At 34.9% G+C, this 26,786-nt stretch carries 21 protein-coding genes; 3 read left to right on the top strand and 18 right to left on the bottom strand.

Going from position 1 to position 26,786, the window contains the following annotated elements; all coding sequences use genetic code 11:
* Positions 1 to 3 precede the first annotated feature (3 nt).
* Both MHH96_RS13480 and truA read right to left on the bottom strand, forming a co-directional pair.
* Positions 4 to 1,455, bottom strand: coding sequence for a nicotinate phosphoribosyltransferase (locus tag MHH96_RS13480; RefSeq protein ID WP_047941573.1), 1,452 nt, complete (start codon positions 1,453 to 1,455; stop codon positions 4 to 6).
* Between the two features lie 314 nt (positions 1,456 to 1,769).
* Complete coding sequence (gene truA, locus MHH96_RS13475; protein WP_341117568.1) at positions 1,770 to 2,507, bottom strand: tRNA pseudouridine(38-40) synthase TruA; 738 nt, start codon at positions 2,505 to 2,507, stop codon at positions 1,770 to 1,772.
* Positions 2,508 to 2,812: 305 nt separating this feature from the next.
* Here truA and MHH96_RS13470 point away from each other — a divergent pair, with 305 nt between their 5' ends.
* The gene (locus MHH96_RS13470) at positions 2,813 to 3,205 is read left to right on the top strand and encodes an SET domain-containing protein (RefSeq protein ID WP_047941571.1); all 393 of its coding nucleotides are present in this window, start codon (positions 2,813 to 2,815) and stop codon (positions 3,203 to 3,205) included.
* A 19-nt stretch (positions 3,206 to 3,224) separates the two neighbouring features.
* Here the strand turns inward: MHH96_RS13470 and MHH96_RS13465 are convergent, their stop codons facing one another.
* From MHH96_RS13465 to MHH96_RS13440, 6 genes are all read right to left on the bottom strand, one after another.
* Positions 3,225 to 4,742, bottom strand: a complete 1,518-nt coding sequence (locus MHH96_RS13465; RefSeq protein ID WP_341117566.1) for a glycine betaine uptake BCCT transporter — start codon at positions 4,740 to 4,742, stop codon at positions 3,225 to 3,227.
* 110 nt (positions 4,743 to 4,852) lie between these two features.
* On the bottom strand, positions 4,853 to 5,911 hold the full coding sequence (locus MHH96_RS13460; protein WP_047941569.1) for a Gfo/Idh/MocA family protein: 1,059 nt from the start codon (positions 5,909 to 5,911) through the stop codon (positions 4,853 to 4,855).
* 1 nt (position 5,912) lies between these two features.
* Positions 5,913 to 6,551: a YesL family protein gene (locus MHH96_RS13455; protein WP_061799610.1), complete on the bottom strand. Its 639-nt coding sequence runs from the start codon at positions 6,549 to 6,551 to the stop codon at positions 5,913 to 5,915.
* A gap of 104 nt (positions 6,552 to 6,655) precedes the next feature.
* Positions 6,656 to 8,197, bottom strand: coding sequence for an extracellular solute-binding protein (locus MHH96_RS13450; protein ID WP_047941567.1), 1,542 nt, complete (start codon positions 8,195 to 8,197; stop codon positions 6,656 to 6,658).
* A 17-nt stretch (positions 8,198 to 8,214) separates the two neighbouring features.
* Entirely contained in the window at positions 8,215 to 9,135 is a 921-nt protein-coding gene (locus MHH96_RS13445; RefSeq protein ID WP_235850429.1) for a carbohydrate ABC transporter permease, read from the bottom strand.
* Between the two features lie 17 nt (positions 9,136 to 9,152).
* Positions 9,153 to 10,115, bottom strand: a complete 963-nt coding sequence (locus MHH96_RS13440; RefSeq protein WP_217275619.1) for an ABC transporter permease — start codon at positions 10,113 to 10,115, stop codon at positions 9,153 to 9,155.
* Between the two features lie 236 nt (positions 10,116 to 10,351).
* Between MHH96_RS13440 and MHH96_RS13435 the strand changes: the two genes are divergently transcribed.
* Positions 10,352 to 12,055, top strand: a complete 1,704-nt coding sequence (locus MHH96_RS13435; RefSeq protein WP_144544399.1) for a histidine kinase — start codon at positions 10,352 to 10,354, stop codon at positions 12,053 to 12,055.
* A gap of 3 nt (positions 12,056 to 12,058) precedes the next feature.
* Positions 12,059 to 13,672 carry a response regulator transcription factor gene (locus tag MHH96_RS13430; RefSeq protein WP_341117560.1) on the top strand — a complete coding sequence of 538 codons (1,614 nt, stop codon included), beginning with the start codon at positions 12,059 to 12,061 and terminating at the stop codon, positions 13,670 to 13,672.
* A gap of 208 nt (positions 13,673 to 13,880) precedes the next feature.
* Here the strand turns inward: MHH96_RS13430 and pdxA are convergent, their stop codons facing one another.
* From pdxA to MHH96_RS13380, 10 genes are all read right to left on the bottom strand, one after another.
* The gene (pdxA, locus tag MHH96_RS13425) at positions 13,881 to 14,882 is read right to left on the bottom strand and encodes a 4-hydroxythreonine-4-phosphate dehydrogenase PdxA (protein ID WP_061799620.1); all 1,002 of its coding nucleotides are present in this window, start codon (positions 14,880 to 14,882) and stop codon (positions 13,881 to 13,883) included.
* Positions 14,879 to 16,180, bottom strand: coding sequence for a four-carbon acid sugar kinase family protein (locus MHH96_RS13420; protein ID WP_144544401.1), 1,302 nt, complete (start codon positions 16,178 to 16,180; stop codon positions 14,879 to 14,881). The genes pdxA and MHH96_RS13420 overlap by 4 nt, the downstream gene beginning before the upstream one ends.
* Before the next feature lie 18 nt (positions 16,181 to 16,198).
* Positions 16,199 to 17,182, bottom strand: a complete 984-nt coding sequence (locus MHH96_RS13415; protein ID WP_047941563.1) for a 2-keto-3-deoxygluconate permease — start codon at positions 17,180 to 17,182, stop codon at positions 16,199 to 16,201.
* Between the two features lie 426 nt (positions 17,183 to 17,608).
* Positions 17,609 to 19,306 (bottom strand): sigma-54-dependent Fis family transcriptional regulator, encoded by a 1,698-nt coding sequence (locus MHH96_RS13410; RefSeq protein ID WP_061799626.1) that lies wholly within the window; start codon positions 19,304 to 19,306, stop codon positions 17,609 to 17,611.
* Positions 19,307 to 19,898: 592 nt separating this feature from the next.
* Complete coding sequence (locus MHH96_RS13405; protein WP_047941561.1) at positions 19,899 to 20,861, bottom strand: glycoside hydrolase family 43 protein; 963 nt, start codon at positions 20,859 to 20,861, stop codon at positions 19,899 to 19,901.
* 192 nt (positions 20,862 to 21,053) lie between these two features.
* On the bottom strand, positions 21,054 to 21,677 hold the full coding sequence (locus MHH96_RS13400; RefSeq protein WP_047941560.1) for a YesL family protein: 624 nt from the start codon (positions 21,675 to 21,677) through the stop codon (positions 21,054 to 21,056).
* A 3-nt stretch (positions 21,678 to 21,680) separates the two neighbouring features.
* Positions 21,681 to 22,949 carry an arabinan endo-1,5-alpha-L-arabinosidase gene (locus tag MHH96_RS13395; RefSeq protein ID WP_201781386.1) on the bottom strand — a complete coding sequence of 423 codons (1,269 nt, stop codon included), beginning with the start codon at positions 22,947 to 22,949 and terminating at the stop codon, positions 21,681 to 21,683.
* A gap of 16 nt (positions 22,950 to 22,965) precedes the next feature.
* Entirely contained in the window at positions 22,966 to 23,802 is an 837-nt protein-coding gene (locus tag MHH96_RS13390; protein ID WP_047941559.1) for a carbohydrate ABC transporter permease, read from the bottom strand.
* Positions 23,803 to 23,815: 13 nt separating this feature from the next.
* Positions 23,816 to 24,658: a carbohydrate ABC transporter permease gene (locus MHH96_RS13385; RefSeq protein ID WP_047941630.1), complete on the bottom strand. Its 843-nt coding sequence runs from the start codon at positions 24,656 to 24,658 to the stop codon at positions 23,816 to 23,818.
* A gap of 219 nt (positions 24,659 to 24,877) precedes the next feature.
* Positions 24,878 to 26,212 (bottom strand): ABC transporter substrate-binding protein, encoded by a 1,335-nt coding sequence (locus tag MHH96_RS13380; RefSeq protein WP_095257741.1) that lies wholly within the window; start codon positions 26,210 to 26,212, stop codon positions 24,878 to 24,880.
* Between the last annotated feature and the right edge of the window lie 574 nt (positions 26,213 to 26,786).

The following is a 26,786-nucleotide window of genomic DNA, read 5'->3' as shown; positions in this document are numbered from 1 at the left end:
CTTTTAAATTCGGTTCGTCTTCCTCTTCATTTTCTCGATATAATTGCGCTTGTTTTCCCAGCAAGCCTTACTTAAATCAACTGGATACTCTTCCGGATTGAGCGTTCTTTTATATTCATTCCATAACAACTCTAGATTTTCCTCGACCTTTTTTTGAATATCCGTTAATAGTGGTGGAGTTATTTGAATTTGTCCATTCTTTATAACCGGATGATGTAGTTCAATTGCCTGGTAGTTTGTTACCACCTTATTCAAATAAGGATGAACAGGATGAAACATTTTTAAAGGTTCTTGTGTGATAGCTTCAGTTGCGAGGGTAATGTAATCACCTTCTGCATGACCATTTTCCTTATTAATAATTCGATATACCCTTTTCTGCCCTGGTGTGGATATCTTTTCCGGATTTCCAGATAATTTTATTGTATCTCTCATTTCACCTGATTCATTTTCAATGCTTACTAATTTATACACAGCTCCTAATGCTGCCTGATCGAACGCTGTTATCAGCTTTGTGCCAATTCCCCAAATATCAATCTTTGCTCCTTCTGCCTGTAAATTCATAATTGTATACTCATCTAAATCATTCGATGCGATAATTTTCGCATCGTAGAACCCGGCTTCATCAAGCATTGCTCTTGCTTTCTTAGAAAGATAGGCTAAATCTCCACTGTCTAAGCGAATTCCTTTAAAATGAATTTTGTCACCAAATTCCTTTGCTACCTTTATGGCATTGGGTACACCAGAACGAAGTGTATCATATGTATCCACTAAAAAAACGCAGTCTGTATGCGCCTCCGCATATTTCTTAAAAGCTTCATATTCATCTTGATAAGCTTGAACTAATGCATGTGCATGTGTACCAGATACAGGTATGCCAAAAATCTTACCAGCCCTTACATTACTAGTGGCGGAAAATCCCCCGATATAGGCAGCCCTTGTTCCCCAAATCGCCGCATCCATTTCCTGCGCTCTTCTTGTTCCAAACTCCATCGCCGTTTGACTGCCAATAACCTGTTTCATTCTCGCAGCTTTAGTGGCAATAAGTGTTTGATAATTAACAATATTTAATAATGCTGTCTCCACTAATTGTGCTTCTGCAAGTGGAGCTTCCACACGTAGAATAGGTTCATTAGCAAATACTAGCTCTCCTTCTTCCATGCAATAAATGTCTCCTGAAAAAGTAACATTTTTTAGATAATCTAAAAAGTCCTCTTTATAGCCAACTCCACTTCTTAAATAATCAATATCACTATCCGTAAATCGGCAATTTTTTATATAAGATAAAATCCGTTCTAAACCAGCAAAAACGGCAAAGCCATTACCAAATGGCAGCTTGCGAAAATAAAGTTCAAATACAGCTTTTCGTTCATGTATTCCATCTCTCCAATAAGTCTCCATCATATTAATTTGGTAGAGATCGGTATGAAGCATAAGACTGTCATCAGCATATTTCATCTAAAATTTCCTCCTCCAAATAAATTCACTTCTGCATTCAAAAATTATTTATTACCAAAAGGATGTGACAAATCTTTGTATCTTATATAATTATCCTTTTATTCGTCAAATCATTCTTTTTTTAGCAAAGCTTTTCAGATATATAGTATAAAATTTATTTTTAAAAGTAATATAATGAATTTCTTTGTATATCTTTTGCTGTTAAAGTTTAGATGCAATTCAATCACTCTGTCCCTCACTATTGTTCCCTAACCATTAAAAGGATACAAAAAAGCAAGCAGTTCAAAATAACCACTTGCTCGCCTTCACTTCTATTAAAACTTTACTTTTTCTAAAAATAACCCATTCGCTTCTGCCATCATGCCTGTTAGGCTGCGATCCTTTGTTTCCATAATTGCTGGAATAGCATCAGCTTCAATATTTCCTAAGCCAACTTCAATCAATGTACCAACCATTTTTCTGACCATATTATAAAGGAAGCCATCGCCGCTCACGCGAATTTCTATAAATCCGTCAACTTCTTTTATATCAACAAAGTATACTTCTTTCACCATAGACTTTTTCTTTGATTTAGCATTGGAGAAAGCTGTAAAATCATGTTTCCCCACAAAATAGGCAGCTGCTTGTTCCATTTTCTTTAGATTTAATCGTTTCTCTACATGCATGCTATATTTACGCATAAATGGATGGGTATACGATTTATTCCATATTTTATATAAATATGTTTTATCCTTCGCATTATATCTCGCATGAAAGCGATCAGGTACAATCTGTACTTTTGATATACTAATATCATTTGGCAAGTAATGGTTTAAATAATTCATTACTTCTTTTTCCGTCATCTCTTTCTTCATTTTAAAATTGGCAACTTGAGATAAGGCATGTACCCCTGCATCTGTTCGGCTGCAGCCAATAATTTCAATCTTTTCTCCTACCATTTCTGTTAAGACATTTTCAATTTTCCCTTGAATAGATTGGTCTCCATTTCCTAGACGCTGCCATCCTTTGTAACGTCCACCATCATATTGAATAAGCATTTTATAATTTTTCATTTTTTCTCCTGTTCTTTCCCTTTTTATGTTCTTTATTATAAACAATGTATAAACGCCTTTGTTTACCGCTTTATTAACACGTAATCGCCTTACTAACTGAATTCCTTTAAGAAAACATACTCCTTAATGAATATTATCTCATTATACACTATGAATCCTCAAACCTTCATTAGCTAAAAACTCAGTTTATTACAAGAATTATTTCTTTTTTATAAAAAATTATTTTATTTATTTCCTAAATAATAGAAACAATGTTAGAGTATGATATAGCAGTATACTTTAGAAAGAGTTGTAGGTGATCAATGATGATTGAAATTAAAACATCTCCCTTAAGTGATGGAGAATTCAATAGAGGCGTATTTGCTACATGTGATATCAAAAAAGGTACTTTATTCCATGAAGCTCCCGTTGTTCCATATCCTAATGAGCAGCATAAATATATCGAAAGAACCGTGCTAGAAGATTATGTTTATGAATATGGGATTAACCACAGTGCTGTTGTTCTTGGATACGGCATGCTCTTTAACCATTCCTATGAACCAAATGCAACATATGAGATTAATTTTGATAAGCATACATTTGACTATTATGCTTATAAGGATATAAAAGCTGGTGAAGAAATATTAATCAATTATAATGGCGAAGTCGATGATTATGAGCCGTTATGGTTTAATAAAGACAAAGAGAATGAAGATTAAAAAGAAAAAAGACTCGATATCACATCGAGCCTTTTTTCTTTTTCCATTTTGATTCGTATTCCGCTTTTTCCAAATGGACCTCCTTTAATAAACTTACCGTCATTAAGATCATAATAACGGAAAAAGGGAGAGCGGCTATAATCATCATATTTTGTAAACCATCTAATCCCCCTGAATAAAGTAAGACAAGCGAAATAGAGGTAAGTAAGAGTCCCCAAATTACTTTAATTCTATTGCTCGGATTTTGTGTACCATTGGCAGAAAGCATACCTAAAACGAAAGTACCTGAATCCGCTGAGGTAATAAAGAAAACACCAATTAATACAATTGCTAAAATAGATAATACCGCACTAAGAGGAAAATGTTCTAAAAGAGCAAATAATGTTTCTTCCGTTGCGAAGGTGGAAATAGAACCTAATCCCTTATGCTCGATAAACATCGCATTACCCCCAAATACTGTAAACCATAAAAACCCAATTATGGAGGGGATAAATAAGACAAACGTAACAAATTCACGGATTGTTCTTCCTTTGGAAATTCTAGCAATAAAAATTCCAACAAACGGTGACCATGCAATCCACCAAGCCCAGTAAAAAATGGTCCAAGTATTTATCCATTGACGATTTTCACCATTTAAAGGGGAAATCCGGAAGCTCATGCGCACTATATTCTGTAGATACGTCCCCACTGTATCTGTAAATAAATTGAGGATAAAGACTGTATTCCCCAAAATAAATACAAATAAAAATAAGACAAATGCTAGTATCATATTCATATTGCTAAGAATCTTAATGCCTTTCCCTAAACCTGAAACAGCAGAGAGTAAAAATAAGATGGTAACTATTACAATAATAATAAATTGAGTTAAAAAACTAGAAGGAACCCCATAAAGAAAAGAAAGCCCTCCATTAATTTGTACCGCACCGAATCCTAGTGTTGTTGCTATTCCAGTAACTGTCGCAAACACAGCGATAATATCAATGATTCTTCCTAATCTTCCATCCATAGAATTACCTAGTAATGGTTTTAAGGTCGAACTAATTAACGTCTTTACTCCCTTGCGAAAGGTAGTATAAGCAAGGCTTAATGCCACAATTCCATACACTGCCCATGCATGAATTCCCCAATGAAAATAGGTAAATCTCATAGCATCTTTCATGCCTTGTTCTGTTCCAATCTCATTTGTAGGTGAACTAATTGCATAATGACTAAGTGGTTCCGCAGTCCCGTAAAACACAAGTCCGATTCCCATTCCCGCGCTAAAAAGCATTGCTAACCATACTATTCGAGAAAATTCTGGCTTATCCTCAGGTTTTCCTAATTTAATTCTTCCTACCGGACTTATTAATAAGTATAAACATATTATCACGAAAAACGTAACGACAATTAAATAATACCAGCCAAAAGAATCTGTAATGAAAGATTGTGCATTAGCTGAGGTTTGTTCAAGCGATTTTGGTGCAAATACTCCTATTAATACAATCACTAATAAAATAATTACAGAAACATTAAAGACAAGATGATTTTTAAACTTCATATAATAAATTCTCCTTCTAATAATCGAATACTAATCTATGTAGAATTGCTGCCTAGGTTATTATTATCCTTTATTAGGAGAATTAAACAAACACTATCCCTTTCAGCTTCTTAGAGAGGTGCTATTCTTTTTCCAGGAACTCTACTGGACTCCCTAATTGCTTCTAATACTTGTTGATTCATTACTCCCGTCATAAAATCTGGGAAACCTAATCTTACCTCCCCATTTAGCATTTTGGAGAAATCTTCCCATTCTGTCAAATAGACCGATTTGGGAACATGCATTTTTTTCTCCACAAGTTCACCCGTTTCCTCATTAACTTGAATTAAATAAACGATATCTTCTTCCTTTGTACTTGCATGAAGCGTTCCTTTATCTCCAAAAATCGCTATCTCATGCTGATTTCCTGATCCAATCGCATTTCTAGTTGTTTGAAATGTACCAATAATGCCGTTTTCCATCCGGGCCTGAAAGCTTGCAAAATCATCAATAGCGAATTCTTTCGATTCATTCGAATGCTCTAATTTTCTTTTGGTAATAAAACTTTCCAATATTGCCGATACCTCTTGGAATGGTCCAAATAGATAATGTGCCATATCAATCATATGGGAACCTAAATCTCCTAATACGCCTGTTCCTGTAATGGCAGGATTAAAGCGCCACATATAAGGAGTTTGATACGATGGAGCTCCCCAACCTTGCAGATACTGAATAGAAAAATTTCTTATTTGACCGATTTCCCCTTTTTCCAGCAATACTTTTACAAAGCGAAATGCAGGAGTGTATCGATAACTAAATCCTACCATACAGGGAATAGGTTGTTTTTTATATTTTTCTGCAAGCTGCTGTGCTTCCTCATAATCCAAAGTAAATGGTTTTTCTGTTAAAATAGGCATCTTCCGTTCCATACAATATTCTAAAATAGGTGCGTGAACATTATTAGGGGTGACAGAAACAACTGCATCTATTTTTTGAGAATCAATTAGCTCACGGAAATCTTGATATTGATTTTCTGTTTTAATAGCTAATTGCTCGCCGACTTTTTTTAGTCTTACACGATTCGAATCACAGATTGCCTCTATTTTAAATGTTCCAACATTTTGCAGTCCTTTGATATGAGACTGAGCCATTCCGCCAACGCCAATTATTCCTATTCGTATTACTTCCATTCTACTTCTCTCCTTTTTTATTTTCATATTTTGAAAAAATTCTCTTCAATATAATTGTGTTCAGCAAAGCAAAAATGGAAAATCCCCCGAATGTAAAGAAATAGATACCTGTCATAAAGCCAGTAAAAGACGAAATAATGAAGATTATAGGTAAATAATTAATGATTAATAACAGGACGAGGAAGGGAAAGTGAAATCCTCCCATTAATAAAGAATTCACCATACCTGTTTTTATTGAATCCTCAAATCTAGATAAGTAGGGGAAAATATATAAGATTAATGTACTGTAGAGAAAACCAAAGAAAAGAGTGAGACTCATAAAAATGATTTTCCAAATACCACTTGTGTATACAAGATAATAAATATCGCCAAACAGTATGACAGCAATCCCTATTAAAAGAAACCAAACGAAAGAACTTTGTTTTAGATTCTTTTTAAACGCTTTGATATAACTTCGCCAGACAGATGGATCTTCCCCATTTATTATTTTAAAACTGACTGTATATAAAGCTGTCAGTGAAGCACCTATTGTCACAACAGGGAGAGAAAAAAGAATAAAAATTAAATTTAATAAAAATATATCCACCATTCTCGCTAATTTTCTGCCAATCAGACCATCTATTTGAAAAAGGGAACTCATTTCATTCACCTTCCTTTTCCGAATTAGTCCTATAAAAGTTACCTAGTCTCCATATAGAAGTAACAGCCAGAATATATCAATTCTCTGACTGTTATATTTTTGAACTATTTTAATGATTCTTGATAGCGGTTAAACGCATTGTTTTGAATTTCCATAAATTCATCGTAGCCCATTTTCTTTAATTGACTTATATAGTCATCCCACTCTTTTTCTATGCCACCTTCTACAACCCATTTTGATTGCATGGAATTTACATAGGAAGTTAAATCTACATTTAATGTGTTTAAACGCTGCATTTCTTCTGCCGTAAAACTTACTGTTGGAAATTGCTCTCTTGCATATTCACTTATTTTTTTGTCCAATTCTAACTTCAATCCATCCCCACTGTCTGTAGGCAATGTTACCTTTTCATTAAAACCGTCCTCAATGTACTTTGGACCAAAATCACGGAATGAATTTGTCCAGGCAAAAATATCTGCAGATTCGCCTTCTGGTGCATCCAGTACTTGATATGATCCATCATCCTTCTTCTCTACCCCAATTCCAAAGGAACCATAAAAAGTTTGAATGCTTGCATCCTCTGTATAAAACTTATCCGCCCATTGCAGCAATTTCGCCGGGTCCTTAGCTTGGGTAGTAATTAGTAGTTCATTTCTCGAATATGTTTCTGTATCAGAAATGACATATCTTTCTCCATCCGGACCTTTTAGTGGAGCTAATGGTACATATTCTTCGGCATTTGGACCAAATACAGCATCTGGAGTCCAGCCGAAGGCAACACCTACTAATGCATCGTTTTCATCTTTACGCTTTGCTTCTGCCATTGAATCATCTTGTGTAAACAGTTCCTGATCGATTAAGCCATCCTTGTATGCTTGATGCATCCATGCAATCCCTTCTTTATATTCTTCTTGTGTTGGAATGTAAGAAGGCTTTCCATCTTTTAGCGTCATTAAGCCGGCTTTATCATTACCCTTTGTTACACCAAACGGTAATATAAAGCCATAAATATTCCCCCCATATGGAATTTCATCATTTAAGTCGCCATTTCCATTGGCATCCTTTTCCTTAAATGCTTGAAGAACATGATAGAAATCTTCATACGTATCTGGCATTTCCAAGCCCAAATTGTCTAACCATTTTTGATTAATAAACAACTGATTTCCTGTCAATGGTCTTAAAGGCAATTTCTTAGGCAAGCTATAAATATGACCATCTGGAGAAGTAACTAAAGCTCGCAGAGACGGCTCTTTGTCAAATGCTGCCATTAAATTCGGCATATTTTCGGCAATGAGATCCTCTAGGGGAATAAAGAGACTTTGATTTTGGGCAATATCTCCATCACTTAAAGCAAGTGATCCCCAAAATGCATCTGGTAAATCTCCACCTGCCATTAAAACTGATTTCTTATCCCCCCATTCTGAATTCAAGTAAATATCCCAATCGACATTAATTCCTGCTTCTTTTTCCGTCTCTTCTACAAAGCCTTTTAGAAAATCATCTCCCCAGTCTGACCAGCGGACGGTTGCAATTCGGTATTCTCCATCTTCCTTTTCTGTTGGGTTCGTATTAGCATTACTGCAGCCAACTATTAAGCTACTTGCTAAAACGACACTCAATAACCCTTTCCAGCTTCTCTCTAACATCTTTTCCTTCCCCTCTCTTATTCTTTAATGGAACCAACCATGACACCTTGATTAAAATATTTCTGTAAAAATGGATATAAGCACATAATTGGTGCAGTTGATACAACAATCGCTGCATATTTCATCATTTCAGATAATCTTCTCAATTCCGATGCGAGTTCACCAGATGCAGTACCAAGTAAGGATTCATTGGAAATTAAGATTCTTCTCAACACTAATTGGAGTGGCTGTAAGTCTTCGTTCGAAATATAAATTAATGCATTAAACCATGAATTCCAAATACCAACAGCCGTCCACAATCCAATTACAGCTAAAATGGCTTTTGATAATGGCAGCACAATCGTTAGAAAGTAGCGTATGGTTCCGCAGCCATCAATTTGAGCGGCTTCCCACAATGTATCAGGGATACTATTTTTGAAGAATGTTCGAGCGATAATAATATGAAAGGAAGACACTGCAAAAGGCAATACCATTACCCAAAAGGTATCAAGTAATCCAAAGCCTTTTACGACTAAATAGGTTGGTACCAAGCCCCCGCTGACGAACATAGGAATTAGGATAAAAATAGAAAGCCACTTTTTCCCGAATAAGTCAGACCTTGATAAAGCATATCCGGCAGGAATATTAACAATTATGGCAATAATCGTCCCTGCTGCTGTATAAATAATCGTATTGACATACGATCTCCAAATAATCTCCTGCTTAAATAATTCAATATAGCCATCCAAGCGCCACTCTTTTGGCCAAAACCATACATTCCCATTGGTTACATCTGTTGGATTACTAAATGAAGCAATAATAATAAACCAGAGAGGATATACAATCATTGAAATCATTAAAATAGCAATTGTGTAAACAGCTATGTCAAATAAGCGATCATTCCACCTTTTTTTCCTTTTTAACTTTTTATTGAATTTTTGAATAAGTGTTCCTTCCAATTCTAATGCCCCCCCTCCTACAATAAACTTGTTTTCGTAAGCTTCTTTGAAAGCCAATTGACAAAAAGTAATATGATTACATTAACTACCGTATTAAATAGCCCAATTGCTGTGGAAAGACTATACTGGAAGTTCTGCATCCCCACTTTATATACATAGGTGGAGATAACCTCACTGCCCGTTAAATTTAATGGATTTTGTAATAATAATACTTTTTCGAAGCCAACACTCAAAAGACTGCCGGCACGCAAAATTAATAGAATCATAGCCGTAGGCATAATAAGCGGTAAATCGATATGAATAATTTTTTGAATTCTGCTTGCGCCGTCCATTGTTGCAGCTTCATAATAAGTTGGGTCAATTGCTGACAAGGCAGCCAAAAAAATAATACTATCCCAGCCTAAATGCTGCCATACATCACTCCACACATATACACTGCTAAATAGTGCCGGCTTTGATAACAGGTTCGGCATTTCCATCCCAAATAAAGATAGAACATTTGCGATAAGCCCAGTACTCGGTGATAAAAAAATTAATATCATCCCGCACATTACCATTGTAGAAATAAAATGCGGCAAGTACGTTGTAACTTGAAAAACCTTTTTAAACATGCCAATACGCATTTGGTTACAGAGGATGGCTAAAGCTATCGGCAGAGGAAACCCAACTAACAGACTATATAAACTAATATATAAGGTGTTTTTCACCGTTAAACCAAATTGGTAGGAATGAAAGTACTGGATAAAATGCTTCATTCCAACCCAAGGACTATTCCAAATTCCAAGAGCGGGAGAATAATCCTTAAATGCCATGATAATTCCATACATCGGAATATACGTAAAACAAATTAATAGAATGAGAGTAGGCAGAAGCAACACATATAAGGGCAGACTTTTTTTGATTTGCTTTATGTGTCTTATTTTGTTTGGAATATTTGGTGTTACTTGCGTGTTTTTTTCCGTAGCTATCGTACTTTTCAACTCTTCCACCTCCTTTGTTTGATATAATCATTATATGAAAGCGCATTCAATAAAAATAGAGCTATACCGACCTGAAATAATACTAAACAGGATAGATTTTATCATTCCTTTCTAATTACACGAAGAAATAGCAGTATTCCGTTATTTTTCTGTCTTTTTTATATTTTTCTGACGGAATACTGCTAGAAATAGTTTGACAAATTAATATAATGATAATAAGCATGGGAGATGAGTAAATGGTCCGTTCTATTGATAAAAACCCATCCCGATCGATCAATTACTATTTAAAAGTACTGTTAATCATTATGGTCATTATCTTACTAATCAACATGTTTATTAGCATGTTAACCATCTCCATTACACGAAAACAAAGCATTGAGACGATTACCAATACGGTCAATCTTTATATGGAGAATGTGCGTACCAACTTAAAAGCAGTTGACCACTTTATGATTTGGACGGTCGTGCACGAGCCATTAATTGAAGAAATGGAAGAAAACATGAAGATGGACGAATTCCCCCGAGACTTAACTAATTTTCGAACGCGTATAATTGACTTTCAATACTCGACAGGTAAAGAGTTTCAGTTCTTTCTCGGTCTAAAAAGAGAATCCTTTTTTACCAATGCATCACCAATTAAACTGCCTTATCAAGATTATTTACAAATAAAGAATTACTTTTTCTCTAAAAATGACTCTCTGCATACATATGAAAACTTTAGCACTTGGAAAGCAATAAAAATAAACGGCGCCTTTTATTTTTATCATCTATTAAGCTATGAAAATCGGATTTTTGTTTGCCTAGTTTCTGCTGAAGACCTATTAAAGCCTCTAGAAAACTTTAATTTAGGGAGAAATGGCTCCATCGTAATGAAGCAAGAGAGAAGAACAATTTTAACCACCAATCAGTCAACAGCAAACGACGCAGCATCCTATGACTTTTTTACAAGTAAGTTACGGTTTCAAGAAAAACAAACTTTATTGCCATTTAGTCTACAAATAAACGTAGATCATTTTGGAGCATTTAAACATGTTGTTATTACACAATTCATCTTAATTTTAGCTACCATTGTTATTAGCATTATCTTATTTTTCATTTTGGTTTATATTAAAAATCGGTTAATCTTCCCTATTCAAAAATTCTCTAAAAATCTATCTGAACTAAACAAAAGTACCAATATGATTGATTTTGAAAGTAGCAGTATCGTGGAGCTGGAGCAAGCTAACACCCAATTTAAAAACCTTATTCAAGAAATAAAAAAGTTAAAAATTAATATTTATGAACAAGAGCTTGAAAAGAAAAAAATAGAGATGGATTTTTTGCGATTACAGATTAAGCCACATTTTTATATTAATTGTTTATCAAGTATTCACAGTATGGCGGAAATGCAGATGTTTGCAGAAATCAAAAAAATGTCCATTGCTACATCCCGTTACTTTCGCTATCTTTTTCAAACAAATCTCCATTTTGTTTCATTAAAAAGGGAACTGGATCATATCCACGATTATCTTGCTATTCAACAATTATTACACGGACCGACTTTCCAATTTGAAACATCCTTTGCTTTAGACGTGGGGGAAGTACAAATCCCGCCATTGATTCTGCAAACTTTTATTGAAAATAGCATCAAACACGGACATTCAGCTATAAACGACGAGGATACACTTATTATTTCTCTAAACATATCCACTTTGAAAGCTGAACAAAAAATGAATATTACGATAAAAGATAATGGCCCTGGCTATCCATCAGATATACTAGATAAACTCGAAAACCAACTGCCCATTTCAGAAATTAATGGCAGGCAAATTGGAATAAACAATGTCATTCAAAGGCTTCAAATGCTTTATGGGAATAGTTTTTCCATTTCCTTTTCAAACGGAATCGAAAGTGGAACGATTGTTCAATTAGTTATCCCAACTCAATTAATGGAGGAATAAACAATGAATGTCTTAGTTGTAGATGATGATCGCTTTGTCGTTGCCTTATTAAAGGAGAAGGTCAATTGGGGGAATCTAGGAATTGAGCGAGTCTATACGGCCCATAATATCCGCCAAGCAAAGAATATATTTAAAAAACAAAGCATTCATTTGCTTATTTCAGATATTGAAATGCCGCAAGGTAGCGGCCTCGAATTATTGGCATGGGTGCGGCAAGAAGGCTATACAATCCAGACCATTTTCTTAACTAATTTTGCTGATTTTCATTATGCCCAAAAGGCGATTGAGCTTCAGAGCTTTGAATACTATTTAAAACCAATTGAAATCGATAAATTAGAATTCAGTATATTAAAAGCGATTAAGAAAGTAAAAGCCAATCAACAAAGTCAACAGGCCATCCAAGTAGGTCAGTATTGGCAGCAGAACAAACAAAAGCTAGTAGATCATTTTTGGAGTTCATATTTAAGAAACCATGAGTGGCTTCAAGCAGACCTAGAAGAACAATTACTAAAAAATCATTTAAATTATTCTACAGAAGACTATTTTTTGCCCATTTTACTAAATATATTTCCTTATCATATGTCTTTTAAAGAAAACAGCACGCCTATTTTTGAAATAGATAAAGCATTGGTTTCTAAACTAATTGTCCATTTAAACTCTACCCTTAAAGAAAAGCGCTTTTCTTTAGAGAGTATAGTCACCCTTGATATTAATAAAGAAAGCTATGTACTTCTTTTAAAAAAAAGTGATGAACAAACCTCATTCGTTTCATTATGCAAGAACTTAATCCATACGCTTAAGGAGGAGCTGTCAATAGATAGTCGTTTTAGTATTGGTTTTCCTGCTCCGTTAGTCAACATTCAGTCAGCAGTAAAGCAGCTCCAGCGAAAAAGTGACGATATGATTGAGTTTAGAAATTCTGTTCAGCACTTTCTATCTTATGAGATAACAGTCACTAGTTACACAGAACCTAATTTAGCTATTTTAGAGAAGTATCTGCAAAATGGAAACAAACAAAGCTTTTTAGCTAAATGTCGACAGTATTTAATTCACTTGAAAGAATCAAACGCTCTTAATCTTGATGTTTTATGTAATTTCCGTTTGGATATTACACAATTGTTATTTACACACTTAAAAAAGAAGGAAGTGCTTGCACACAAATTATTTGATGGAAATACAAATAACTTTTTACAAACACAATCATTGCGTTCAATCGATGATATGATGATTTATATTACTTACTTAGTTGATATTTCGCTGCAATATGTAGATTTTATTCACTCTCAGAAAACCGTTGTTAATACAATTTGTGACTATATTGATGAACATTATCATGAGAATATTACAAGAGATAATATTGCAAAGATTGTATATTTAAGCCCAGATTATATAGCAAGAATTTTTAAGAAAGAAACTGGACTCTCTCTTGTAAACTATATCATCAAAAAAAGAGTAGACATCGCTAAGGAGCTACTCATTCAAACTACATTACCAGTACATATAATCTCAGATAAAGTCGGATATGGAAATTACTCCTACTTTACCAAACTTTTTAAAAAAGAAACAAATTACACTCCTTTTGAATATAGACGAAAAGAAAAATCCTCCGCTTTATAAACAAAGCTAACCATCAGTATTTTGCCTTACCACTGATGGTTAGTTGCGCTTCCGAACCTTTACATCGAGCACCAAAACATCCAGCTTTTTCAAATTCAGCAGCTTGCGATGATTAGAATTACTGAATGATGATGTTAAGGTAAAATTCCGGCCATATTTGTCTATCTAATACACTAACAAGCTAATAAATTTATCTTCTTTTTCTTTATCATTTAGGAGCTAGTTCTACAGCTTGTCGCATTGCTTCCATTAAGCTTTTTTCATCTGCGATCCCTTTACCTGCGATATCAAATGCCGTTCCATGATCTACGCTTGTTCGAATAATTGGCAAACCAACGGTAATATTCACTCCGGCATCTAATCCTAGTACTTTCACTGGACCGTGTCCTTGGTCGTGATACATTGCTACTACAATATCAAAATCCCCACGTACAGTACGGAAAAATAATGTATCTGCCGGAAGTGGGCCTACTGCTTCTATCCCTTCTTTTTGTGCTCTTTCTACAGCAGGAATTACTTTTTCTTCTTCTTCTCCATAACCAAATAATCCATTTTCACCAGCATGTGGATTAATGCCGCAAACAGCAATTTTCGGATTAGAAATACCTGCCTTTTGTAAAGTATCATGAGCAAGTTTAATAACATGATAGACACGTTCGGGATTAATCATCTTAACTGCATCAAGAATTCCAACATGTGTTGTAACATGAATAACTTTTAAATTCGGAGCAGACAGCATCATAGAGAAATCTTGAGTACCAGTAAGATCAGCTAAGATTTCTGTATGGCCTGGATATTTATGTCCCCCTTTGTGCAATGCCTCTTTATTTAATGGTGCTGTACATATTGCATGGATTTTATTTTCTTTTGCAAGCTCAATGGCTTTAGCAAGATATTGAAATGCCGCATTCCCAGCTTCTGGAGCCACTTTTCCTACCGGAAGTGTTTCATCCAATAAATTTAAATCTAAACAATAAACAGTGCCATAATCATAGGTTATTTCGTTAATTTCCTCTACGGAAATATTTTGGATAGCTAAATCACTATTAACAAATTGTTTGGCTCTATTCAAAATCTTACTATCGCCGATTACCAACGGTCTGCTAATCGTATACATTTCCTCTTTATCGAGACTTTTTAAAATAATCTCTGGACCAACCCCTGCTGCATCTCCCATTGTTATCCCTACAATTGGTTTTACAATACTCATACTATCACCCTTCTATTGTTAATTAAAAACTCTAATGCTTTTATTAATGAATCTTCTTGGCCAAAGCCTCCTGCTTTCGTTACCGCCCAATAGCTTTTCATTTCTGTTCTAATTTTTCCAAAAGGAAGTCCTGGTTCAATTTCCATATATAAATCCATTTCTGTTACTCCCAGCGCACGACATACTGCCTTGGCAGTATCTCCGCCTGTTAAGACTAACCCTTTAATAAAAGGAGCATTTTTTACTATATGGGTTGAAATGATACCCAATCCATTTGATATTGCTTCACTAACATCATTTTTACTTAATCCTAGTATCTTACCTGCTTCAATGGCACGCTTTCTATTGTCATCATCCGCTTCTACATAAAGTACAAAATGGTTGTGTTCTTTATTCTGCTGGATTATTTCCATAAACTCATCCAGCCTATAGCTACCATTTATTAAATCCACAGGGTCAACCTGCATAAAATAAGAATCTTGCAGTCTATCAACCTTATATAATTGTTTTTTCGTTACGGGAGATAAGCTTCCAGATACGATCAAAGTAGTTTGGATTTCCATATCTTCCTGTTCTTTTACTGATGAAGGCATTAAATGCAGCATTCCCGGCAGATATTCTATCAGTCCAGCAGATCCTGCCCAAATAATCGATTTATTTTGCTCAGAAAATAGTTTAGCAATATTTATGAGATCCTCCTCAGATTCGGCATCACAAACAAACCATTTATTCCCTTCCACTAAGGATGATTGTATAAAACTGTTTATCTCCTCTTTAGACTTGTGCCAAACTTCCTTATTAACCAATGTAATTTTCCTGTTATTTTTCGAATTTAAAAGCTTTGGCAAAAACGATTCTTGTACAGGTGTCTTCGGATCATTGGAAAATTCGGTTTCTGTAATGATTTTACCGTCTACAAAATGGTGTCCATTGATGGTTTGACGTCTCATTTTAGGATAGGCCGGCGCAATAACAATCATATCTGGTTTATAAACAGATTCTAGCGCTGCCAGTTCTGCCTCTAAATTGCCTCTTAACGTGGAATCTACCTTCTTATAAATATGTTTATACCCGTTTCTTTTGAGAAAGGATGCTGCCTCTACTACTGCCTTATATGCATCCTCTTCCTCTTTCGCTCTACTGTCCGTATCTACTATTAGAACATCAGAGGCCATATCTTTAGATAAATTTTTATAATCAAACACAACACTAGTAGATAATTTTTTTATTGCCAGCTGCACACCAGAATCGTTAGCGCCTGTTAAATCATCAGAAATAATCCCCATTTTGTTTTTCACGTCGAACACATCCTTACCTTACATTTTGATACCTTGTTCCTCAAACTTATATCCTTTTTTTTCTAATCTTTTCACTAAGAAACCTACATAGATTGGAAGCAGTATTGCCGTGGTTACCACCGATGCGGCCACCTGTACTGTTGCAATATCGACCACTGACGCAAAACTAGCATTTGCAGCGGCAATTACAGCAGGTGTAGCAACCGCATTACCAGCTGTGGAGCCCTCAGCAGCTCCAACAATCGGATTCCATTTTAAAAGCTTGAACACATAGTAACCAGCAGTTCCAGTTACAAAAACGGTTAATAAGCCTAGAATAATACCAGCCAAGCCACCTTCAAGAATGGCAGAAAAATTGATGCCCATACCGAGAGAAAAAGCAAAGAATGGAATTAACATAGAACTTCCACTATCTAAGAAATCTCTCATTTTATCATCTAAATTACCTAATACCATCCCAACTATGATTGGAAGAAGCACAGAGATAAAAGAAGTAATAGAAAATAAACCGTCCACAAATCCCATTGCACCAAAAATGGATAGAGCAACCATTGTCAAAAATGGTCCATCATTAAGAGCTAATAAGGAATACGCAGCTCTGTCTTCCTTACTTCCGTATTGCCCAACTAAAGCAACAAATAATCCTCCATTACTGTTTGTCATAGCGGCAATTACTGCAATAGGAGCTAAACCAAACCAAAGACCATTATCTCCAGCAAATAGATACGCTAGTAATCCAAAGGCTGCACCAACAACCCATTTTGTGATTAATAATGTAGCCCCTTTCCCAACAGATACCCCAAATGACTTTACATTTATTTGCGCTCCCGTACACAATAGAAATAATGCAATTAAAGTAGATGATCCATTAACAAATAAAGCCTCTGTAAAATTCCCGATTCTGAGAAGGTTTGGAGCAAATGTATTTAATAGTGCTGCAATTAGCAACGGAACTACCATCATCCCTCCAGGAATCCGTTCTAACGTCTCTTTAATCTTCATAATTTTAACACTCCTTTTTATATGTTTCAATTTTAAACAACAAGTAATCGTTTACAAATAAAATTGTAACTGCTTTCAACTATTACCACAATAGAATTAGTATAAAACGTTGCAAAATGAAACAAAAAAAATAAAAAACTGAAACTGTTATTGTTTCAGTTCAGACTGTAGACAAACTCCTGTATTTTGGAAATAGAAGTTTGAGTAAAGTATATTTATTAATCTCTTTGAATTTAGACGTTACTTTCCGCTCCGGGGGTTCGCTTTCCGTGGGGCTCGCGCTGAGCCGCTTCGGCTTACAGCCTGCAGGGTCTCAGACTGTCTCGCTAATCCCACAGGAGTCTCACCCCCTCCACTCCAAGCAACGCATGAAAATGCATTTTTACTTCTCCAATATCTTTTTGTCGACAAGCTGAACTGAAACTGTTATTGTTTCAGTTTTCTCCACAAAGTTGTTCGATTAATCCCGAGTCTTTCAGCAACTTTTGTTTGATTATAATGTTCTTCTTCCATGACGGCGTCAATAATTCTTTTTTCTATTTCCTCTAATGTACCTTGTAAATATTTATTATCCATAGTTTCCATTTTATTCAACCTCTCTCCAAGAAGCTGTTGTATCAACCCTTTCCCTATTACAAACCCTTTTTCTTCCTTAACAGCATCATGAATAAGTATATATAATTCTTCAACATTTCCTGGCCAAGAATAAGATTCCAATACTTGCCATGCATCTTCCTTTATCTTGATTGCTGAGGTGCCAAATTCAGAATGAAATGCAGTTAAAAAGTGGGTCACTAATGGTCTGATATCCTCTTTACGTTCAACCAAAATTGGTAAATCAACTCGGATAAATTCGAGATACGGAAGAGCAGTATACCCATTTATGCCTGACGTCTCCATCGCTATTATAATTGTGATGACATTATTGTAATTACTCTTTACTTTTCCAACAAATATCCTTAACTCTTCCAGGCTTAACATCTCTATTTCATTCAAATAAATCGTTTTTATATCAGGATCCAACTGTTGGTTCATATTTATAAATGCTTTGGCAGACATAACTGCTAAAAGACCATTTCCTCTATTTTTTTGGAAATGAATCCATTTGGTGATTAACTTTTTTCCTGTGCCAGATTTCCCAATAAGTATCCAGCCATTCCTGCTAAGATTACTTTGAATCTTTTCTATGCACCTCTTCATACTATCACTTTTAGAAAGGATAACGGGCGGAGTTGGTACATCTATAATATGTAAGGAGTTATCCAGTACTAAATCTTTCATAGAAGAAAAGGCAAATAAATAATGAAGTTCCCCTTCTATCTTTATAGGAACCATCATCTGTTTTACTCGTTTATGCTGATTCGTTTCAATGATATCTAATTCTTCTTTACTATCACTTTTTTGTTGAATGATATTTATCATTTTTTTGACCGAAAGCGGGGAATCACTAAATCGTTTCCAATTTTCATAGACAATATTTCCATCACGATTCATTACAATGACATCCGAAAACTGTCTCTCTATAATGGTTTGCATAATAGTCATTTGAAAACGCTGCTTTCTCAGCATTCGGTAGATGCTCTTCACTTCTTTAATGGCTTCAAATATTGCCTCTCTGCCTGATTGTATTAGTATTCCTTCTAGATTATATTTAGCGGCCGCATCACGAGTAATAACATCTCCAATAATTAATTGATATCCATCCATTTTCAATTGATTGACTAAAGGATCAACTTCAATAGCATCCTCGATTGTAAATACTTCAATAGGTATTTCTAACAAGTCCGTTATCGCCTTCGCGCCCATTGTAATGTTAGAAAAACCCACAATCGCTTTCTTGCCTGGATAATCATTTGCCAGGGTCAAGACACGGAGCATATCATAACCAGAAACATGTATGTCAACAACTGGAATAGTCACTTCTTGCTCTATTAATTGAGCAGTCCCCCCACGACTTATAATAACCTCAATGCCCTGTTTTTCAGCCTCCTTTGCAATTGGAATTGCTTCTTGAAGATTGGCCAATTCAATTTTCATATTAAGTTCAGGTTCTACTTTTATGCATTCTTCCATCACATGCTCCAAAGCAGGATAAGGAGCAATTAATAACGTTTTAATTCCCATTTTATTCACCTATTATTATTTATTACTTTATACATTGAAAGAATTATGTCTAGATGTCAAGTTTCGTTCATAATTTACTAGATACTGACAAGTAAATAGAAACTTTTAAAAAAACAAGTCAAGTAAAAGACAAGTTCCATGCCGCAACAGACAGTCTTACCTTCTAACTGAAGGATGCATATCTGGTCTTATACTTGAAAAGATTAGGATAATTAATGGTTAAAGACGGACAATCTCTATATTAATAATGAAACCAATTTGTTCCATTACATTACACTACAGACACACGTTGCGCTGGGAAGCAACCTTCTATGCTCCACCGTTATCTTTTATCCATACAAAAACCCCAGCTCTTGTGGTGTCCAATAATTGGGGTGCAGTTTAGTGACGCGGAGACTCAGACGTAGCCCCATGGGAAGCGAGGTGTATTCAGACTGCGTGAGATTACCACAAAGCTTCTTTCTTAAAATAAATAAAAAACCCAAACAATTATACGAATGTTTTTTAGTGTGTACGTATAATTGTTCGGGATTAAATTTAATTAATACTTATATCCCAGCCTTTTTCTTTTTTTAGACTCTTAGTATATCTCCTAATCCTTAATCGGTTTACCAAACACTGGAAGCCCATTCTCATCCCAAGTAAATACTTGTGCCCTCGCGTGGCGATCTGGATTATTCAAAGGATCTCCCTCTATTTCTGTATATGGTCTTGCATGATAGATAAGAACATCTTCCCTTCCATCTTCACTAATAGTAAAGCTATTATGTCCTGGTCCATATTGTTGATTCTCTGGGGCGCTGCTAAAAACTGGCTTATCTAATTTAGTCCAAGAATATCCATCTAATAAATCGGAATTTATATCGGCCCAAAGCATTCCCATGCAATAATTTTCATCGGTTGCACTAGCTGAATAGGTTATGATGACTTTTCCATTTCTAATCAACACCGCAGGACCTTCATTCACTAAAAATCCGATTTTCTCCCAAGAGTATTCAGGAATAGATAATAATAACTGCTTCCCTTTTAAGGTCCAAGGATTTTCCATTTCAGATAGATATAGATTAGAATTTCCTGGAATAGCCGGTTCCTTTTGTGCCCACACATAATAAAGCTTGTCGTGCAATTCAAACACAGTTGCATCTAAACTAAAACTTTCCTGAGCCGTTTTTACTTGACCCTTTTCAATCCATTTTCCAGTTAGAGGGTTTTCATCAGCGCATTCAAGTACAAACATACGATGCTGAAAAATCCCATTTTTAGGGTAATCATACTCTGCTGCGGCAAAATAGATGTACCATTTTCCACGGATAAAATGAATTTCCGGAGCCCAAATTAAAGAGCTTAATGGGCCTGTTGAATGAGCATGCCAAACAAATGCACTTTCACCATTTTTCAGCCCATTTAATGTTCTAGCTCTGCGGACTTCTATTTTCTGATAGCCAGGGACAGAACCAGTGAAATAATAGTAGCCATCTGTGTGTTTATATACCCAAGGATCTGCTCTTTGTAAAACAATTGGGTTGTTATAATGAACTGTCTTAACATTCGTCATCTTACTCTCTCCTTTTTATCCATTACATTTCAAACTAAAAAGATTATCTCCCATCAAATTATCCCATAACCATAGACGTGATTATCTTAAGACTTATCTGATTAAAAATTTAAGAACTGCAGATGTAATCACTTTCAATCTGCCATTGGTCTGATTTCCATCTAATAACAATTCCTTTAGCGTTCTATGTATCTATTCAAAACCTCTTATAATTCTTTTTTTGACTAATTCTCCTGATATGAACTTATCCACACATAAAAAATAGGTACTAATTAAAAATAGTGGTATTACAATACTATACTTATAAGCTACTGCTAAAAGTACTAACAAGAAGAGTAAACTAAATACTGTATGTAAAGGCAGTAATAATGGTAAACTCAATACTAATTTTGCTTTCTCCTTAAACGTACCATGCGTATATATGGCTATTGGAAATGTATAAAGAATAGTAGCCAAAACATAAATAATGAAACATAGAACTGGATAATAGAAAATAGCAGCCCCAACTGTCATTCCTCGTACCAGCTGTAAATCGATCCAAAGCACATATAATACAAGGAAATAAATGATTCCAACACCATTCATTTTTAGAAAGTTCTGCTTATATGCAGAAAAGTATTCCTTCGCAAGCTTTCTAAATGACGGAAAATCATTGAAAAACTCCTCTTTTCTAATTAGGACATTAAGGGCATAGGTAGCTGGAAAAATCCCGAAAATTCCAAGCCCAATTATACTCCCCATAATCCAAAGCAGATTAAGAATGATGACACTTAACAGCCTATCAAGAACGATCATCACTTTGTTTGACCACACCATAGATTACACCCTCTTTCCAAATATAGTATCTCCTGATTTTGTTAAACCAGAGAAGGCTATTGTCTCTATATTGTTTTTCCAATCCTTAACAGGAAAAATAACAAACTCAAAATTTCTATCCACAAAGGTAAACTGATTATCACCTAATGAATCAATCTTAGTTAGACTATCCTCTTTTAAAGAAAACCTTTTACTATGCTTAACTCTTCTGTCTTCATCAAAAGAAATATATTCCCAATCACCCAATAGATCCAGAACAGAATAATTGCGTGTTTCAGTATGATAGTAGTATTCTGGCGATACAACCGGCCAGCCGCTCATTAGCCAAAATAATTCCCGTATAAATCCATAATGATAGGGAGAAAATTCCTCTAAACGAACATGGTGAACCATAAATTGTTTATTCTTTTCGCTAAAAATGGAATTGTGACCTGGTCCAATCCAAGCAATATCATGTTCAAACTGATAGCTTCCCACTAACTTAACACCAATAGTATGTGGTTCATCCTCTGTATCTATCATATTTTTACCGTTCACATCCACGTAAGGACCAGTAATTTCTTTCGACCTCGCTACACGAATATTGTAACTATCATGCAAACTATCATAAGAAGTAAACAAATAATAATAATCAAATGTCGAATTGTAGATAATAAAAGCGCCTTCTATCGCACCTTCTACTTCTTTTGGTCTTATTGCAAGCAATGTTCCATAACCATCATCAGCAACCGGCATCCCTGTTTCCATATTAAGTCTGACAAGGTAAATGCCTCCAAAGAAGGATCCATAACAAAGCCAGTACTCACCATATTTATCTATTACTACATTTGCATCTATCGCATTATGGGTTGCAATTTCTGGATTTGTTTTAAGTACAATCCCTTGATCACACCACGGTCCTTCTAAATGGTCAGCAGTAGCTAATCCAATACAAGAAACCGTACTCCCAAAAGTGGAAGCGGAATAATACATATAATAGCGACCTTTATAGTTAATAACTTCCGGGGCCCATAAGCCTAATGCCTTGGACCACTCTTTAGCCTCTTTAGGAACAGCCTTTAACGCAGTTCCAACATAATCCCAGTGGATTAAATCCTTTGATTTTCTAATTTGCGCCCCCTCAGTTGGCGCATTATCGATATGTGTATCGGTTGAAAACATATAGTAGAAATCATCTTCTTTGATAATCGTAGGGTCATGGGTTCCCAAGGTTCCCCATCCGTATGATTCTATTAATTCTAAGCCCTGTTTTGTTTCTTCTTTCATTTTCATAGCTTGGTCCTCCTGTTTACCCTTTCACACCTGATAAGGCAACTGATTCAATAATCTGTTTTTGAAATATCAAGAATACGATTAATACTGGAAGTAAAGAGACAACAGAACCTGCCATAATCAATGGATAATCCGTTTGAATAGCATAAGTTGCTTTTAAGTTTGCAATTACTACTTGTAATGTTTGTTTCTCTGGACTATTTAGATAGATTAATGGTGCTAAGTAGTCATTCCACACACCCATGAACCAAAGAATAAATTGTGCCGCTACCGCCGGACGAATAACAGGAAAAATCAATTTAAAGAAAATTTGAAGGTAACCCGCTCCATCCACCTTTGCTGCTTCAATTAACGAATAAGGCACATTGGTTAGATATTGACGAAGGAAGAAAATCATCGTAATATTTCCAAATAAACCTGGCACAATTAATGGTAATAGTGTATCTACCCAACCCATTTTAGAAAACATTACGAATTGGGGAATCATAATGATTGGATAAGGAATCATAATAGAAGCTAATAAAATTAAAAATAATGTATTTTTAAAAGGCATTCTTAGTTTCGCAAAAGCAAAAGCAGCCATACTAGATGTTATGGTACCAATAATAGTTACGGTTAAAGAGACAATTATAGTATTTTTAAGTCCGTATCCCAAAGTATCAAGCTGAAATAATTTAATGTATGCATCAAACTGGAAGGGATCTGGTATCCATTGTGGCGGTAAGGCAAATACACCAGTCTTGTCTTTTAATGAAGTAGTAATCATCCATAATAATGGTCCAATCATAAACAGAGAACCAATGGTGAGAATGAAATAAATAAATATATCTGTTATTTTCCTTTGCTTTTTCATGCTATACACCCCCTTAATCCAAACTATAATCTGATTTTCTATTAAAATAGAATTGAATAACAGTTACGATAAAGATAAAGATAAATAAAATTAGTGACATCGCTGAACCATATCCCATTTGATAATATTTGAATGCTTTTTGCCATACATACCAAACAATAGACGCGGCACTATAAGATGGTCCGCCAGTCGGGGTCATAATGTTAATTTCAGTAAATATTTGGAATCCGCCAATTATATTTGTAATAACTAAGAAAAACGTTACCGGTTTAACCATTGGCCATGTGATACTTTTAAATTTTTGGAAAGAATTTGCACCATCTAGATCAGCTGCTTCATAATAGGTTTTCGAAACACTTTGAATTGCCGCTAAATAAAGCAGCATCGAATAACCTAACCCTTTCCATACTGCCATAAGGATAATTGCTGGTTTAACAGTTGCAGTATTTTCTAACCAGTTTGGACCCTTAATTCCAAATAAATCCAAAAATTGATTAATCAATCCAAAATCTCCATTATAAGCCCATGCCCACATTATAGAGATTGCTGCAAGAGAAGAGATAACAGGGATGTAGTAGATTGTTCTAAAAACAGTAGTCCCTTTCAGCCCCCTGCTCAAAGCCATTGCGAGCAGCAATGCCAATCCTAATCCAATAGGAATTCCTATCATATAAAAAACTGTATTATAGAGAGTTTGATAGAAATATTCATCTTGAAATAGTTTAATAAAGTTATCTAAGCCGACAAAGTTCATTCTATTCAATCCATTCCAATCCGTAAATGATGCATACACAGAATAAGCAAATGGATAAACAGAAAATAATAGAAATCCAATAATTGGAGCTGCCACAAACATCAGTGCAACTCTATGCTCTTGCTTATACAAGTTACTAGTCTTACTTTTAGGTTTTATTTTCGGATTTTTATTCTTTTCACTGTTTGTAGCTATAACACTGGACATATGCTCACCTCTTTAGCAATTAAAGGGTGTCTTAAAAGAAGAGAACCTCACAACAAGTTTTACTTAAAATTGGTGAGTTCTCCTCTTAGTAAAAAGACATCCTAGTATTTTAGTTTATTTAGACATTTTTGCTTGTTCATTGGCCTCATCTAAAAGCTTTTGCATTTTAGGCTGTATTTCTTTTACAAAATCGGCTGCAGTCTGTTTCCCTTGCATTACGGGAGTAATATTCGACCAGAATTCATCTAACCATTGGGAGTTATAGGTAGCGAAAGTTGGGTATGGAACACCATAATCTCGAACAATATCTAAAAATTCTTTCTTATTATTTGGAACCGTTTCTGTATCGCTAGCCCATTCTTCAGCCATATCAATTAAATTCGGAATTTGCACTTTAGCATCTAATAATGTTTGTTGGGCATTTTCATCAGCAGACAAGTAAATGGCCAATTCAGTCGCTAAATCGGGATATTTTGTAGTCTCTGAAACTACTAATCCCAGGGAACCAACATATGCAACAGATTTACCTGTTGTACCAGATGGCCACGGCATGAGATCGTATTCAAAATCTAGTTTGGCATATGTACTCATATCCCATGGACCAACTGGGAAAAATGCTAATTCGCCATTCATCCATCTTTGGTATGTGTCCAATGTTTCAGCTTGTGAAGCATTTGGTGTTGTATTATATTTATTAGTTAAATCGGCAAGGAACTGCAAAGAACTTGCAAACTCTGGTGTGTCAACTGTTACAGTATCTCCAGCATCATTTAAAAAGGATGCACCATTACTATAAGCAAATGATTGCAGAGTCCACGTGGCATTAAAACCGCTTGCCCATTGATCAACTTCGCCATCACCATTTGTATCTTTTGTTAATTCTTGACTAATTTTTAAGAATTCCTCCCAAGTATAGGCTTTGTCTTTATCTGGCAACGGAATTCCGGCTTCTTCAAACATGTCTTTATTATAACCTAGCGCAAATGGACCGATATCTTTTGGTAATCCATAAAGGGCACCCTTACCAGGAGTTTTCCCATCATAGCGATAGATGTCTACACCAAATTTCCAAATACTATCTAAATCAAAATCTGCATTCTCAACTTCTTCTGTAATATCTTTAATGATGCCATTATCAACATAATTTGCGATACTTCCAGAATCAAGATAAAAAACATCGGGTACATTCCCACCGGAAACAGCAGCAGATAATTTAGTAGCATATTGATCTGCATCTGTATTAATGATTTTTACCTTCACGCCCTCATGCGAATCTTCAAACTTTTTAATCGCTGCTGTATAAGCCGTTTTCTCATCTGGCCCTCCTCTAAACATAAACGTGATTTCTTTCTTCCCATCCGCATTACCGTTACTGCTACTTGAACATGCACCTAAAAGCAACATACTGAAAATCACAAAACTTGAAAGTAATATTTTTACTTTTTTCATTTTATATTCTCCCCTATTTTTAATTTCTTTTATAAAACAAAAAGGATAATACTAATCTGCATTTCTATCACTTTAAGCGTAGACTTACTTTGTTCTCTTTATGTAGCATTTAATTTAGAATTACTTTCATTTTCACCAACGTATCAACAGTTTATTTGTTTTTGCATTCCTCCTCATCTCCCTTTTTATATGACACTATGATACAACTTAATAGCAAAAGGCGATTTTTACAAAGTTTGTTGTTATTACAGATAGCCTCTCGTTGTGTGGAATTCCCCCAAAATAGAGAACAACATTTTTATAAAACACCCTTTAAAAATATATCTTATAAGTTATTTATACAATTATCTGTAAGCGTTGTCAATAACTTTTATATAAACTTAGATATATTTTTCAGACATTAAATTAACATATTTATTAATCTAATTCATCACATAGTTAACCACCTTAACAAAGTTAATATTTGCATTAACCTTACACTTTTCATTACATAATTATTAACAAGTATATTTAAAAATTTGAAGAAGTGATTTTTTCTTGCAAATTGGATTTTTGAGAAACAGTGTGCTCTTTA

The sequence above is a fragment of the Niallia sp. FSL K6-0212 genome, assembly GCF_038007605.1.
GTDB lineage: Bacteria > Bacillota > Bacilli > Bacillales > Cytobacillaceae > Niallia > Niallia circulans.
The sequence above is the reverse complement of the archived record's forward strand: the minus strand, read 5'-3'. Positions and strand labels throughout refer to the sequence as shown.

Bases quoted from the DNA above. Each gene is read 5' to 3' on its own strand.
- MHH96_RS13480 (WP_047941573.1), bottom strand. From the start codon at position 1,455: ATGAAATATGCTGATGACAGTCTTATGCTTCATACCGATCTCTACCAA.
- truA (WP_341117568.1), bottom strand. From the start codon at position 2,507: ATGAAAAATTATAAAATGCTTATTCAATATGATGGTGGACGTTACAAA.
- MHH96_RS13470 (WP_047941571.1), top strand. From the start codon at position 2,813: ATGATTGAAATTAAAACATCTCCCTTAAGTGATGGAGAATTCAATAGA.
- MHH96_RS13465 (WP_341117566.1), bottom strand. From the start codon at position 4,742: ATGAAGTTTAAAAATCATCTTGTCTTTAATGTTTCTGTAATTATTTTA.
- MHH96_RS13460 (WP_047941569.1), bottom strand. From the start codon at position 5,911: ATGGAAGTAATACGAATAGGAATAATTGGCGTTGGCGGAATGGCTCAG.
- MHH96_RS13455 (WP_061799610.1), bottom strand. From the start codon at position 6,551: ATGAGTTCCCTTTTTCAAATAGATGGTCTGATTGGCAGAAAATTAGCG.
- MHH96_RS13450 (WP_047941567.1), bottom strand. From the start codon at position 8,197: ATGTTAGAGAGAAGCTGGAAAGGGTTATTGAGTGTCGTTTTAGCAAGT.
- MHH96_RS13435 (WP_144544399.1), top strand. From the start codon at position 10,352: ATGGTCCGTTCTATTGATAAAAACCCATCCCGATCGATCAATTACTAT.
- MHH96_RS13430 (WP_341117560.1), top strand. From the start codon at position 12,059: ATGAATGTCTTAGTTGTAGATGATGATCGCTTTGTCGTTGCCTTATTA.
- pdxA (WP_061799620.1), bottom strand. From the start codon at position 14,882: ATGAGTATTGTAAAACCAATTGTAGGGATAACAATGGGAGATGCAGCA.
- MHH96_RS13415 (WP_047941563.1), bottom strand. From the start codon at position 17,182: ATGAAGATTAAAGAGACGTTAGAACGGATTCCTGGAGGGATGATGGTA.
- MHH96_RS13410 (WP_061799626.1), bottom strand. From the start codon at position 19,306: ATGGGAATTAAAACGTTATTAATTGCTCCTTATCCTGCTTTGGAGCAT.
- MHH96_RS13405 (WP_047941561.1), bottom strand. From the start codon at position 20,861: ATGACGAATGTTAAGACAGTTCATTATAACAACCCAATTGTTTTACAA.
- MHH96_RS13400 (WP_047941560.1), bottom strand. From the start codon at position 21,677: ATGGTGTGGTCAAACAAAGTGATGATCGTTCTTGATAGGCTGTTAAGT.
- MHH96_RS13395 (WP_201781386.1), bottom strand. From the start codon at position 22,949: ATGAAAATGAAAGAAGAAACAAAACAGGGCTTAGAATTAATAGAATCA.
- MHH96_RS13390 (WP_047941559.1), bottom strand. From the start codon at position 23,802: ATGAAAAAGCAAAGGAAAATAACAGATATATTTATTTATTTCATTCTC.
- MHH96_RS13385 (WP_047941630.1), bottom strand. From the start codon at position 24,658: ATGTTTGTGGCAGCTCCAATTATTGGATTTCTATTATTTTCTGTTTAT.
- MHH96_RS13380 (WP_095257741.1), bottom strand. From the start codon at position 26,212: ATGAAAAAAGTAAAAATATTACTTTCAAGTTTTGTGATTTTCAGTATG.